Genomic DNA, 13,262 nt, shown 5'->3' with positions numbered 1-13,262 from the left:
CCAGGGGGCGCGGCGAAGCGCGGGCTGCGCCATGGGGGCACGCCGCCGCGCCTGGGCCGGACGTCATCGCCGCCGCACGGTTACCCTCGCGCCCGACCGCATCGCCGCCGCACGGTTACCCTCGCGCCCGACCGCATCGCCGCCGCACGGTTACCCTCGCGCCCGACCGCATCGCCGCGGCACGATTACCCGCGCGCGGCGGAATCGTCGCCGCAATTCCCATTCGTGTCATCGCTGGGCGGCCGCCCTCGGCTATTGCACCATCGCCGGCATTCCCGCCTTCCCGCCTCATCCCAGCCGTCACGGCAACGATGCTCCGATGCCAGAAAAGAAGTTGTCAGAACGCGAGGCTGCCTGTCTGCAGTGGGCCGCCGCCGGCAAGACCAGCCGGGAAACCGCCATGATTCTGGGCGTCACCGAGCGGACCGTGAATTTCCATCTACAGAACGCCTGCCGCAAGCTGTGCGCGCGCAACCGCCGCGCCGCCGTGGCCACGGCGCTGACCTGCGGCCTGCTGGCCGCCTGCCGCATCGGCGACGGCCGCGAGCACTGAAGCCGACGCCGGCCCGCGTTCGCACCGTTGGCGTCGCGCGCGGTGCCCAGCATGTTCAACAGCCGTCTTCAACGGCTGTTGAACCGCAGCGACCCCACGAACTCGCGCGCCGGCCCCTCGGGCAGGCCATGTTCCGATCCGGTCGCCACCGCCTCCACGAGCAGCCCGTCGCGCACCCACACCCGCGCCAGCGCCCATACCGGATGACCGCCCGCCTGGCCGCGGACCACGACGTCGACGCCGTATTCCGGCGCCGCGGCCGGCGGCGTGGCATGCAGGTTCTCGTGCAAGGCCCGGACCAGGTCCCCCGCCAGCTTGCGTTGCGCGGCCGCATCGGAAGCCAGGTCCTCCGGTAATGGCGCATATCCCACGGCGAACACCGCGTCTTCCACCCTGGCCGACGTCAGGGAAAAGCGCAGCGTCCTGCCGCCCAGACCGATATCCCGCGTGTCCGTCCCGGGACGCGCCGGGAAGTTGGCGCGCGCGGCGCCATCGGCGATCTCCACCTCGCGCCAGTTGTAGGTCGGCGTACAGGCGCCCAGCAGCATGGCGCACAGCGCCAGCGGCGCCAAGGACCAGCAGCCGGCCCCGCGCATGACGTGGCGCCTGATGTATCGTGCTTGCGGCATTGTCGTATCGCCCTCCCCGGCCGACCGGCGGTATAACGGTCATTTGCCATTGTCGCCCATGCCTGGGAGGCGGCGTCCCCGGAACACCGCGATAGGCCCTGCGCGCCGCGGGTTACTCGGCGCGACCACGGACGGACCCCGTAAAATCAGCCTCCATCAACCTGGATCATAAAAAAGAAGCCTGCCGTGACCGATATTTCCGCCCGTCGATACGCCCGCCTGGACGCCAACCGGGAGCTGCTCACCCGTACCCTGCGCGGCATCGAAAAAGAAGGCCTGCGGGTCGATCTCCATGGGCATCTGGCGCGCACGCCGCATCCGGCGGCGCTGGGTTCCGCGCTGACCAACGAACACATCACGACCGACTATTCCGAAGCCTTGCTGGAGTTGATCACCGGCACGCATGGCGACATCGCGGGCCTGATGGGGGAATTGGCGGACATCCACCGCTTCGTCCATGCCAACCTGGGCGGCGAGCTGATCTGGAACCAGTCCATGCCGGCGGTGCTTCCCGCCGAAGCCGATATCCCCATCGCGTGGTACGGCACGTCCAACACCGGCATGCTCAAGCACGTCTACCGCCGCGGGCTCGCCCATCGCTATGGCAAGACCATGCAGTGCATCGCGGGCGTGCACTACAACTTTTCGCTGGACGACAATATCTGGACGCTGCTGGAGCCGCCCGGCGCCAACGAGCAGGAACGCCGCTCGGCCGGCTACATCGGCCTGATCCGCAATTTCACGCGCTATTCCTGGCTGCTGATGTATCTGTTCGGCGCCGCGCCGGCCTTGTCCAGGGACTTCCTCCGCGGCCGGGAGCATCCGCTGCAATCGCTGGACAGCGACACCCTGTACCTACCCTACGCCACCAGCCTGCGCATGGGCGATCTGGGTTACCACAACCCGGCACAGTCGCAGCTCAAGCCCTGCTACAACGACCTGTCGACCTTCCTCCAGCGCCTGTATGCCGCCGTGACCATGCCGTGGCCGGCCTACGAGGCCATCGGCACCAAGCGCGACGGCGAGTGGATCCAGCTGAACACCAACGTTCTGCAGATCGAAAACGAGTACTACTCGAGCATCCGGCCCAAGCGCGCCACCGGCCGCTGCGAACGCCCCATTACCGCGCTGGCCGAGCGCGGCGTGCAGTACGTCGAGGTCCGTTGCCTGGACATCGACCCATTCGAGCCCGTGGGCATCGCCGCGGACACGGCGCGTTTTGCCGATGCCTTCCTGCTGTTCTGCGCCACCGGCGACAGCCCTTACTTCGACGACGCCGGCTTCTGTAGCCACAGTGCCGGCAACTTCAACCGCGTCGTCAATGAGGGCCGCCGGCCCGGCCTGGAACTGGTGCGCGACGGCGCCGCGATTCCATTGCGCGCCTGGGGCAAGGAACTGCTCGACCGGATCATGCCCTACGCCGAGCTGCTGGACGCCGCCTATGGCGGCGACGCGTACCGGCGGGCGGTGGCGGCGCAATCCGGCAAGCTGGACGAACCGCAGTCCACGCCGTCGGCGCGCCTGCTGGACGAACTCAAGCGCAGCGGCGCCAGCTTCCTGGAATACACGCTGCAGCAGAGCCGCCGGCATGCCGATACCCTGCTGGCCGCCCCGCTGACGGCCGCCAAGGCCGCCGGATATGCCGAGACGGCGCGCGCCTCCCTGGCCGAGCAGGCCGCCATCGAAGCCGCTGACACGATAGATTTCGATACATATGTCGCACGCTACCACCAGGCCCTGAAGCCGCCTGTGTCACACATTCCGCGCGTATGATCGGAAGCGGCGCGGGACCGCTCGTCCCGCCGCCCCTGCATCCGATCCGCGAGGAATCCCATGCAAATCCGAGCGTGCATAGTGTGCTTGTTCGTGGCGTGTATGGGTGCCGCGTTGACGGCCAGGGCAGCCGACGCCGGCGCCGCGGCGGATTCGGCGGCGGATAACGCTGCGCGCCCCACGCCGGTCCCCTCGGTGGACCTGCGCAGCTACCTGGGGAAGTGGTACGAAATTGCCCGCTTGCCGCGCTTCTACCAGCGCTATTGCGTGGGCGACAGTATCGCCACGTACTCAATACGTGATCCGCATACGATCGCAATCGAAAACAGTTGCCGCACCAAGGACGGGGATATACGGACGGCGCACGGCACGGCGGAACCCGTGCCCGGCAGCAATAACGCCAAGCTGGAAGTCACTTTCCTGCCACCTTTCACCGGGGACTACTGGATCATCGGGCTTGCCCCGGACTACACATGGTCGGTGGTGGGCTCGCCCGGCCGCAAGGCGCTGTGGATACTCTCGCGCACGCCACGGTTGCCGGCCGCAGCGCTAGACAAAGCGCGATCGATCGCGCGCGCGGCGGGCTATGCCGTGGACGAACTGGTCTACACCCCGCAAAGCGATGCCCACACGGCCGGCCAATGACTACCTGCCTGCCGCGCCGCGGCCAGCCCCGGAATGCCCTTTCCCGCGTCCGCGCGGGCGCCTGGCGAAGAACCACTGCTTGACCGCTTCCGCCAGCGCCAGGTACACCGCCGTGACGCCCGCCAGCGCGCCCACCACGTGGGCGGGCAGCGGTACGAAGCCGAACCAATCGCCGATCGGCGTGTATGGCAACGCCACGGCCAACGCCAGAATGCCGCAAGAGCTGATCGCCAACGCGCGATGCGGCCGGCTGGCCCACGGCCGTCCGCGCGTGCGGATGACGAATATGACCAGTATCTGCGTCAACAGGGATTCGACGAACCAGGCGGTCTGGAACATTGGCTCATCGGCCTGGAAAACCCAGAGCAGCAGGCCGAAGGTCAGGAAATCGAATACCGAGCTGACCGGGCCCAGGACGAACATGAAGTTGCGCACATACCGCATATCCCAGCGATACGGCTTGGCGATCATCGTATCGTCGACCCGATCGAAGGGAATGGCGACTTCCGAGCTGTCGTAAAGCAGGTTGTTCAACAGGATCTGCACCGGCAGCATGGGCAGAAAGGGCAACATCACCGCCGCTCCCGCCATGGAAAACATATTGCCGAAGTTCGAGCTGGTGCCCATCATCACGTACTTCATGATGTTCGCGAAGGTGCGCCTGCCTTCGCGGACGCCGTCGGCCAGCACGCTCAGGTCGCGGTCCAGCAATATCATGGCGGCGGCCTCCTTGGCCACGTCCACGGCGCTTTCCACGGACAGGCCGATGTCGGCGGCATGCAACGATGGCGCATCGTTGATGCCATCGCCCAGATAACCCACGACGTGGCCGCGTCGGCGCAGCACGCGTATGATGCGCGCCTTCTGTTCGGGATTGACCCTGCAGAACAGGGTCAACCGCGCCAGGCGGGCCGCCAGGGCGGCGTCGGTGAGCTTCTCCAGTTCCGGCCCGTTGATGCAGCCCCGGATACGTATGCCCAGCGCCGTGGCTACATGGCGCGTCACCCATTCGTTGTCGCCGGTGATGATCTTTACCGATATGCCCAGTTGGGCCAGGGCTTCCAGCGCCGGACGCGCGCTGGTCTTCGGTGGATCCAGGAAAGCGACAAAACCGGAAAACGCAAAGGTGGATTCGTCCGCGATGCCGGCATGGTCGCGCTCGGGCTCGACTTCGCGCCAGGCGACGCCAAGAAGGCGAAAGCCTTCGACGCCCAATCGCCGCAGCGTCGCCGCGGCCGCCGCGCGCGAGTCCGCATCCAGAAGTTGGTCCTGCTCGCTGCCGGCGGTCCGGTAAGTCGACGACAAGGCCAGGATATCCTCCGGCGCGCCTTTGACGATCAGGTAGCGCCGGCCTTCATGCTCGGCCAGGATGGACACCCGCCGTCGTTCGAAATCGAAGGGGACTTCGTCGATCTTGCGCCAGCCGTCCAGCCCGTCGGCGCCAGCCGCCAGGATCGCATCGTCCAACGGACTCTTCAGCCCGCTTTCGTAACGTGCGTTGATATAGGCCCAGTGCAGCACACCGGGACTGTCGTCGCCCTGGATATCCACCGCGCGTACCACCTGGATGCGGGCTTCGGTCAGTGTGCCCGTCTTGTCGCTGCACAACACATCCATGCTGCCCAGATCGTGGATGGATGACAGCCGCTTTACGATGACGCGGGCGCGCGCCATGCGGACCGCGCCGCGTGCCAGGGTAACCGTGATGATCATCGGCAGGAGCTCGGGCGTAAGGCCCACCGCCAGCGCCAGCGAGAACAGAAACGACTCCAGTAAAGGCCTGCCGAAAAGCAGGTTTACCAGCAGGACGAACAGGACCAGCAGGACGGTAAGGCGCAGGATCAGCATGCCGAACTCGCGAATGCCCTGCGCAAAAGCGGTGGGATCGGCCGGTCGCCGAAGTTGACCGGCGATGCCGCCAAGCTGGGTGGCCTGCCCCGTGGCCAGGATGACCGCGGTGCCGCTCCCGCTGATCACCGAACTGCCCATCAGTACGGCATCCATCGCGGCGGACGAGCCGGCGTCCGCCGCCTGGGGGGAGTTGCCCGGCCGCTTCTCCGCGGGATAGGACTCTCCCGTCAGCAAGGCCTCGTTCACGAACAAGTCCTGCGATGCGATCAGTCGCGCATCGGCGGGAATCAGGTCGCCGGCCCGCAGCAGAACGACGTCGCCGGGCACAAGCTCGGCCGCCGGCACGTCGCGCGCGGCCCCGTCGCGCAGTACCGACACATGCAGGGCCACGCGGTCCCGCAGGGCGTCGGCGGCCGCCACGGCGCGGTGTTCCTGGATGAAATCCAGTGTCACGGACAACAGCACGATCAGCGTAATGATGGCGAAGCCCGCCTGTTCCCGCATCAGCGCGGACACAGCCGCCGCGCCGAGCAGGATCAAAACCAGCGGATTGCGAAAACGCCGCAGGAATTCGATGGCGATGTGCCGCGCGGGCCTGTCCCGCAACCGGTTCGGCCCGAAATCGGCAAGCCGCGCGGCCGCGTCGCGCGAGGTCAGGCCGTCGGCCGTGGTGCGCAGCGCGGCCAGCGCGTCGGCCAGCGGCACGTCCCAGGGCAAGTCCGATGACACATTATCCCTGGCCATAAGTCCCCCCTCAAAACCGCGGCCATGCATAAGGCAGCCATGTGGCCGCCAGGATGATAAGCAAGCCAATGCCGACACGGGCGCCGAAAGCCGCGCCGCCCGCGACCACGGCCGAAACCAGTTTGCTGGCGGAATTGGTGGAGATGGCCAGCAGGACGGCCAGCCACAGGTCCTGTTGCGCGAGCGTTCCGCTGGCGCCCAGCAGCAACACGGAGCCTGTCGCCACGTGCGCGTCGACGATGCCCGTCAAGGCGGCGGCCACGGTGACCGCCGAATCTCCAACACGGTCGTTGACGTAGGCCACCACGGCTGCCGCGGCGGTAAGCAGCGCGGCGATGGCCAAAGCCTGGATCACGCTGAAGGCGCGCCCCTCCATGACAGGTGCGGCGCCGCTCTCATGATGCCGTAGAAGCGTGGCCGCGGACACGGCGATGGCCGCGGCCAGTCCGCTGAACAGGGAAACCGCCAGGATCCCCAGCGCCGCGGGGAAGATGACCAGGGCGACGGCGATCAGCAATACGAAAGTCGCGACGTTCGAAAGCAGCGCGGCGGCCAGACAGGCGCTGGCCAGCTCGGGATGCGTCCGCGCGCGTCTTCCCATGGTCGCTATCGTGGCAATACTCGAAATCAAGCCGGACACGAATCCCGACAGTGTCAGTCCCAGGCGCGCGCCGCCCACGCGCAATCCGATGTATCCGACCGCCTGCAGCGCCAGGATCAATGTCGCCAGGGTCCAGAGGCGGCGCGGATTCAGGCCCAGAAGCAAGGGTTGCGGCACATCGGGCAGCAGCGGCAATACGACCAGCACGGCGCCGGCCAGGAGCAGGCCGTCGCGCAGCTCGGCCTGAGTGAGGATCTCCTGGGAAAACCGGTGCAAAGGCTCGCGAAGAAAAAGCAAACCCGCCAACACGACCGCGACCGCCGCGGAAAGGCCTGGCCTGCCGATGGCGTTGACGCCCAGCAGGTAAGTCGCGAAAAGCGCGACCTCGGTCGTAATGCCTATGTCGTCCGAACGCTCGCGGATATACGAGGCCGTGCTCAGAAGGACGATGAGCGCGGCGCCGGCGGCCACCAGCATGGGCGATAGCGTCTGCGCCAGCGCGCCCGCCAGGGAAGCCGCCGCGAAACTGCGGATGCCCGCGTAGCCTCGATGCGGCCCCTGCTCCATGCGCCGTTCCCGTTCGATGCCGACCAGGAGTCCGCACCCCAGGGCAACCGACAGGCCGATCATCGATGTATCCGTCACGGGCGTCCGCCGCGGCGTTTGCGCGTCTGGCGGAAATCAGGCGCCACGCTGCGTCAGCACCTTCATCCGCGCCAGCGCCGCCGCTGCCATGGCGATGACGACGATGCCCACGACGATGGAGCTCCAGGCGAACGCCTTGACCGCCGGAAACCCCAGGATCCAGGGCGCGATCACCAGCCATATGCCCAGCGCGACTTCCACCCATTCTTCCCATAGCTGGTAAGAAGCCAGGGCCGCCAGGCCTATCGCCACGATCACCACCCCAACGACGTAGTGGCTCCAGACGGCGGCCCCGGTAATGGTCGACGAGGGAGAAAAGTAGGAGATGATCCAGGGAGAAAAGAATAGATAGGCACCCGCCAGCGTGGTAACCCAATCCTGCCATCGTTGCTTGCTCATGATAGGACTCCTAGTCAAGTTGCAAGATCGGCCGTCCCGTTCAGACCCGAAACCGGTATCCCGCGGGTGCGCCGATCTTCAGACTAGTCGTTCGATCGCGCAGCTGCTTGACGTGCGTCAACTCGCATCCTTCCCCGCGGCCCTTGAAACATCGGGTTGACCGGCTACGGGTTAGCCCGGACATTCAGCCAATTGTCAACTTCCCGGCATGCGCGTGTAATGCCTGGGAGATGGCGCGCGGCGGTCGCGATCGGTTTCATACGAAGCGCCGGTCCCCTGGGTACGACTGCGTACGACCGCGGCCGCGCGCATCGCCGCATGACGAATCACCATGGCAAGTCTTCAGGAGACACGGAATGAAGCGCTATCCATCCATCGCCGCCGGCCTCGCGGCGCTTGCGTTGCCGCTGGCGCTGTCGGCGCCCGCGCACGCCCATCACGGCTGGTCGTGGGCCGACACGGAACAGACCACGCTGACCGGCGTGGTGCAGAAGGTCGTTGTCGCGCCACCGCATCCCTATCTGGACGTGCAGACGCAGAATGACGGACTGTGGCGCGTGGAACTGGGCAACCCCACGCAGACGCGGGAATCCGGCTTCAACGACCAGTCCGTCCGGATCGGACAAACCATCAAGGCCGTGGGTAACCGCGCCAGGGACCATGCGGAAAAGCGCATGAAGGCGGTGCAGATCTCCGTGGGCGACAAGACCTACGACATCTACCCCGAACGCATCCGGAGATGAATGCGGATGCCTACGCGCGGTGGCTCGCCGGCTTGCCGCCGGCGGTATTCCTGCGCGAATCGGCGATCGCTTATCTGCTGACGAACGCCGCGCATATCGCCGCCCTGGGCGTGCTGATCGGCGCCATCATGGCGCTGGACCTGCGCCTGCTGCGGCCCCGCGGCGCGCCGCCACTGCGCGAGTTCGGCCCCTACCTGTCGCATCTGGCGGCGGGTGGACTGGCCGTCGCCGCCCTGACGGGCCTGCTGCTGTTCTCGGTAAAGCCGGACGAATATCTGCGCAATCGGGCTTTCCTGATCAAGCTGGCGGTGATCGCGGCGGGTGTCTTGAATGCGCTTTGGGTGCATGCGGGACCGCATTGGCGCGCAGCGCTGCGGGACGCGGATATCCCGCGCGCGTTGCGGATGCATGCGGCGGCGTCCCTCGCATTGTGGCTGGGCGCCGTCGTGGCCGGCCGCTGGATCGGGTTCCTGTAGGCCGGCCTGGCCGCGCGCGCGGCTCAGCCTTTCCTGACGGCAATCGCCACCGCGTCGCCCATTTCGTCCGTACCGACACGCTGGCAGCCGGGCTGCATGATGTCCGGCGTGCGCAGGCCGTCGGCCAGCACCTTGCGCACGGCGGCCTCGACACGATCGGCATTGGCGCCCTGATCGAAGCTGTAGCGCAGCATCATGGCCATCGACAGGATCGATGCAATCGGATTGGCCAGGTTCTTGCCCGCGATATCCGGCGCCGTCCCGTGCACCGGCTCGTACAGCCCCTTCTGCCCATAGCTGAGCGATGCCGACGGCAGCATGCCGATCGAACCGGTCAACATGGCCGCCGCGTCCGACAGAATATCGCCGAAGATATTGCCGGTGACCATCACGTCGAACTGCTTGGGATTGCGCATCAGCATCATGGCCGCCGCATCGACGAACAGATGCGTCAATTCGACGTCGGGGTATTCCTTGCCGACCTCGATCACCACCTCGCGCCACAGCTGGCCGACTTCCAGCACATTGGCTTTTTCCACCGAGCACACCTTGCGGCGCCGGCCGCGCGCGGCCTTGAAGGCGACGTGGGCGATGCGTTCCACTTCCGATTCGCTATAGCGCATGGTGTTGTAGCCTTCGCGCTCGCCCTTCTCGTTCACGCGGATGCCGCGCGGCTCGCCGAAATAGGCGTCGCCGTTCAGCTCGCGCAGGATCAGCATATCCAGGCCTTCGATGATTTCGGGCTTGAGCGTGGATGCATCGATCAGCTCCGGAAACAGGAACACCGGGCGGAAGTTGGCGAAGATCTCCAGTTCCTTGCGCAGGCGCAGCAGGCTGGCGCCGGGCCGCATCGCGTAGGGAATGGCTTCGTCGCCCGGGATGCCGGCGGCGCCGAACAGGATGGCGTCGGCCTTGCGCGCGATTTCAGAGGTCCTGGCCGGCAAGGGATCGCCGGCGGCTTCCACGCCGGCGCCGCCGATCGCGGCTTCGGTCAATTCCAGATCGGCGCCGGAGCCCAGCACGGCATGCAGCACCTTGACCGCCTGCGCGGTGACTTCCTTGCCGATGCCGTCGCCCGGCATGACTGCGATTTTCATGGGTTTTCCTTCAGTGGTAAGCGTGTCAGCCTTGCGCGACGGATGCGTCGTGCCGGCGTTCGAAGTCGGCGATGCGGTCGCTCAACGTCAGGGTGTAGTCGAGCTCGTCCATGCCTTCCAGCAGGCATTGCTTGGGGAAGGCATCGATCTCGAAGCTATGGATAGCGCCGTCCGGCGCCTTCACGGTCTGCGACTCCAGGTCGACGACGATGCGCGCGCCGGGCTGTTCCTGTATCGCCTGCAACAGCGAAGCGACGGTCGTATCGGGCAGCACGATGGGCAGCAGCCCGTTCTTCAGCGAATTGGAAAAGAAGATGTCGCCGAAGCTGGGCGCGATGACGGCCCGTATCCCGTAGTCGTACAAGGCCCAGACCGCATGCTCGCGCGACGAGCCGCAGCCGAAATTACGCTGCGCGACCACGATGCGCGACTCCCGGTACGGCGCCTGGTTCAACACGAAATCGGGGTTCTCCGAACCATCCTTGTTGAAGCGCATATTGCTGAACAGATATGCGCCGAAATCGTCGGTGCGCGGCTTCTGCAGATAGCGCGCCGGCACCACCTGGTCGGTATCGACATTGCTGCGCGGTACCGGCAGCGCCACGGCGTCGAGTCGTTTGAACGCTTCCATCATCAGCTCCTGTCCAGCAAGGGACGCGGGTCGGCCAGATGCCCGCTGACGGCGGCGGCGGCGGCCATGGCGGGACTCATCAAATGGGTGCGCGAACCCGGCCCCTGGCGACCCACGAAATTGCGGTTCGACGTCGACGCGCAGCGCTGCCCCGGCGCGACCTGGTCGCCATTGGTCCCCAGGCACATCGAACAGCCCGCGTAGCGCCATTCGAAACCCGCGTCACGAAACACGCGGTCCAGTCCTTCCTGTTCGGCCTGCAGCTTGACCTGCTGCGAGCCCGGCACGACCCAGGCCTGTACGCCCGGCGCGACGCGCTTGCCGCGCGCCACTGCGGCGGCCTGGCGCAGGTCCTCGATGCGGCCGTTGGTGCAGGAACCGATGAACACGCGGTCCACCGCGACGTCGGTCAGCGGCATGCCGGGTTTCAAGCCCATGTAGTCCAGCGTGCGGGTCATCGCGGCACGCCGGCCCGCGTCGGCGGCGCTGTCGGGGTCCGGCACGCGGCCGGAAATGGGCAGCGCATCCTCGGGGCTGTTGCCCCAGGTCACCATGGGCTGCAAGGCCGAACCGTCCAGCACCACTTCCCGATCGAAGCTGGCGCCGGCGTCGGTCGGCAGCGCGCGCCATTGCGCCAGCGCCTGGTCCCATGCCGCGCCCGACGGCGCGAAAGGCCGCCCATGCAGCCAGGCGAAGGTCGTGTCGTCGGGGGCCACCATGCCCGCGCGCGCGCCGGCCTCGATGGACATATTGCATACCGTCATGCGGCCTTCCATCGACAGCGCGTTAATAACCGGCCCGGCATATTCGATGACATGGCCCGTGGCGCCCGCCGCGCCTATCTTGGCGATGATCCCCAGGATAATGTCCTTGGCCGCCACCCCCGGCTGCAAGCGCCCTTCCACCACCACGCGCATGGTCGGCGGCTTGCGCTGCCAGATCGATTGCGTGGCCAGCACGTGGGCGACTTCCGACGCGCCGATGCCGAAGGCGAACGCGCCCATGGCGCCGTGCGTCGCGGTATGACTGTCGCCGCAGACGATCAGCATGCCCGGCAGGCTCAGGCCCTGTTCGGGACCGACCACGTGGATGATGCCCTGGCGTGGATCGTCCAGGCCGAAGAACCGCATACCGGCGTCCTGGGTGTCCTGCCGCAAGGCATTCGCCATGGCGCGCTTTTCGGGATCCGCGATGGTCGCCAGATCGCGCGTATCGGTGGGTACGTAATGGTCGGGCGTGGCAAAGCTGCGCTGCGGGCTGCGCACCTTCAGGCCACGATCGCGCAGCATGGCGAAGGCAGGCGCCGAGCCGTCCTGGACCAGGTGGCGATCGACGTAAAGCAGGCTGGTGCCGTCGTCACGCAGCAGGATCTGGTGCCTGGACCAGATCTTGTCGAACAGCGTGCGAGGCGCGGAGTCATTGGACATGGATGGCGGCTGTTTGGGTTGAGTTGTGTTCGGGATGCGTGGAACTGCCTATCGTCGCCTGGACCGGGCGCGCTCAATCGAGCTTGGCGCCGGACAGCTCCACGATGGGCTTGTAGCGAACGATTTCGTCGTTGATGAACTTGGTGAAGTCGGCCGGCGTGCCGCCGCCGATCTCGGCGCCGTAATCCAGCATGCGCTGGCGGATCTCGGGATTCTTCAGCACCGCGTTGGTGGCCTTGTTGAGCTTGTCCACCACGTCCTGCGGCATGCCCTTGGGACCCATCAGGCCGTACCACGACGATGCATAGACGTTCTTCACGCCGAGCTCGTCCAGGGTCGGCACGTCGGGCAGCTGCGCATTCCGCTGGCGCGAGGCCACGGCCAGCGCGCGCAGCTTGCCGGCCTTGACCAGGGGCAGACAGGTCGTCGTGTCCAGCATCAGCGATACATGGCCGGCCATCAGGTCCGCTTCCGCCGGCGACGTGCCCTTGTACGGGACGTGGACGATATTGATCTTGGTGGCATCCATGAATTGCACCGCGGCCAGGTGCTGCGACGAACCCACGCCCGCCGAGCCGTAATTCAGCTTGCCTGGATTGGCCTTGGCGTAGGCGACCAGCTCCTGCATGGTCTTGAAGGGCGAAGCCGCCGGCACCACCAGGATGTTCGGCACCGCCGACACATAGGTGATGGGCGTGAAGTCCTTGACCGGATCGAAACCCAGGTGCGAATACAGATAGACGTTGATCGCGTTCGGGCTGATCGAGCCCATCAGCAGGTTGTAGCCGTCGGCCGGCTGGCGCATCGCCAGTTCGGTGCCGATATTGCCGCCGGCGCCGGACCGGTTGTCGACGATGACGGGCTGGCCGAGCTCCTGAGACAGGCCCTGCGCGACCAGGCGGCCCATGGTGTCGACGCCGCCGCCGGGGGGCCAGGGCACGATCATCTTGATGGGGTGGTCGGGATACTCCGCCTGGGCCACGCCACAGGCGGCCAGCAGCACGGCGGCCAGCCAGGCATGCAGTTTCTTCATGGTTGTCTCCGTATT

At 66.6% G+C, this 13,262-nt stretch carries 13 protein-coding genes; 5 read left to right on the top strand and 8 right to left on the bottom strand.

What is annotated here, in order from left to right:
* Positions 1–319: 319 nt before the first annotated feature.
* Positions 320–553 (top strand): LuxR C-terminal-related transcriptional regulator, encoded by a 234-nt coding sequence (locus ACNA0R_RS02985; RefSeq protein ID WP_415824397.1) that lies wholly within the window; start codon positions 320–322, stop codon positions 551–553.
* Positions 554–621: 68 nt separating this feature from the next.
* Here the strand turns inward: ACNA0R_RS02985 and ACNA0R_RS02980 are convergent, their stop codons facing one another.
* Entirely contained in the window at positions 622–1,182 is a 561-nt protein-coding gene (locus ACNA0R_RS02980) for a hypothetical protein (RefSeq protein WP_415824396.1), read from the bottom strand.
* A 186-nt stretch (positions 1,183–1,368) separates the two neighbouring features.
* Here ACNA0R_RS02980 and gshA point away from each other — a divergent pair, with 186 nt between their 5' ends.
* Both gshA and ACNA0R_RS02970 read left to right on the top strand, forming a co-directional pair.
* The gene (gene gshA, locus ACNA0R_RS02975; protein ID WP_415824395.1) at positions 1,369–2,955 is read left to right on the top strand and encodes a glutamate--cysteine ligase; all 1,587 of its coding nucleotides are present in this window, start codon (positions 1,369–1,371) and stop codon (positions 2,953–2,955) included.
* A gap of 102 nt (positions 2,956–3,057) precedes the next feature.
* Complete coding sequence (locus tag ACNA0R_RS02970) at positions 3,058–3,600, top strand: lipocalin family protein (RefSeq protein WP_415824394.1); 543 nt, start codon at positions 3,058–3,060, stop codon at positions 3,598–3,600.
* Here the strand turns inward: ACNA0R_RS02970 and mgtA are convergent, their stop codons facing one another.
* From mgtA to ACNA0R_RS02955, 3 genes are read right to left on the bottom strand one after another with little or no spacing between them, the layout of a single operon-like run.
* Positions 3,601–6,195 (bottom strand): magnesium-translocating P-type ATPase, encoded by a 2,595-nt coding sequence (gene mgtA, locus ACNA0R_RS02965; protein WP_415824393.1) that lies wholly within the window; start codon positions 6,193–6,195, stop codon positions 3,601–3,603.
* Positions 6,196–6,205: 10 nt separating this feature from the next.
* Positions 6,206–7,441 (bottom strand): MgtC/SapB family protein, encoded by a 1,236-nt coding sequence (locus ACNA0R_RS02960; RefSeq protein ID WP_415824392.1) that lies wholly within the window; start codon positions 7,439–7,441, stop codon positions 6,206–6,208.
* Positions 7,442–7,477: 36 nt separating this feature from the next.
* Positions 7,478–7,840 carry an SPW repeat protein gene (locus tag ACNA0R_RS02955; protein WP_415824391.1) on the bottom strand — a complete coding sequence of 121 codons (363 nt, stop codon included), beginning with the start codon at positions 7,838–7,840 and terminating at the stop codon, positions 7,478–7,480.
* Positions 7,841–8,196: 356 nt separating this feature from the next.
* Between ACNA0R_RS02955 and ACNA0R_RS02950 the strand changes: the two genes are divergently transcribed.
* On the top strand, positions 8,197–8,583 hold the full coding sequence (locus tag ACNA0R_RS02950) for a DUF6152 family protein (RefSeq protein WP_415824390.1): 387 nt from the start codon (positions 8,197–8,199) through the stop codon (positions 8,581–8,583).
* Positions 8,580–9,059 carry a DUF2214 domain-containing protein gene (locus ACNA0R_RS02945; RefSeq protein ID WP_415824389.1) on the top strand — a complete coding sequence of 160 codons (480 nt, stop codon included), beginning with the start codon at positions 8,580–8,582 and terminating at the stop codon, positions 9,057–9,059. The genes ACNA0R_RS02950 and ACNA0R_RS02945 overlap by 4 nt, the downstream gene beginning before the upstream one ends.
* Before the next feature lie 23 nt (positions 9,060–9,082).
* Here ACNA0R_RS02945 and leuB read toward each other — a convergent pair whose 3' ends face one another.
* From leuB to ACNA0R_RS02925, 4 genes are all read right to left on the bottom strand, one after another.
* Positions 9,083–10,156 carry a 3-isopropylmalate dehydrogenase gene (gene leuB, locus ACNA0R_RS02940; RefSeq protein WP_415824388.1) on the bottom strand — a complete coding sequence of 358 codons (1,074 nt, stop codon included), beginning with the start codon at positions 10,154–10,156 and terminating at the stop codon, positions 9,083–9,085.
* A 25-nt stretch (positions 10,157–10,181) separates the two neighbouring features.
* Positions 10,182–10,790 (bottom strand): 3-isopropylmalate dehydratase small subunit, encoded by a 609-nt coding sequence (leuD, locus tag ACNA0R_RS02935; RefSeq protein WP_415824387.1) that lies wholly within the window; start codon positions 10,788–10,790, stop codon positions 10,182–10,184.
* Complete coding sequence (leuC, locus tag ACNA0R_RS02930) at positions 10,790–12,214, bottom strand: 3-isopropylmalate dehydratase large subunit (protein WP_415824386.1); 1,425 nt, start codon at positions 12,212–12,214, stop codon at positions 10,790–10,792. The genes leuD and leuC overlap by 1 nt, the downstream gene beginning before the upstream one ends.
* Before the next feature lie 73 nt (positions 12,215–12,287).
* Positions 12,288–13,247 carry a Bug family tripartite tricarboxylate transporter substrate binding protein gene (locus tag ACNA0R_RS02925; protein WP_415824385.1) on the bottom strand — a complete coding sequence of 320 codons (960 nt, stop codon included), beginning with the start codon at positions 13,245–13,247 and terminating at the stop codon, positions 12,288–12,290.
* Positions 13,248–13,262 lie beyond the last annotated feature (15 nt).

This window comes from Bordetella sputigena, from assembly GCF_965137885.1.
In the GTDB taxonomy this organism is placed as follows: domain Bacteria; phylum Pseudomonadota; class Gammaproteobacteria; order Burkholderiales; family Burkholderiaceae_B; genus Bordetella_C; species Bordetella_C sputigena.
This window is presented reverse-complemented; position numbering and strand designations above follow the sequence as displayed.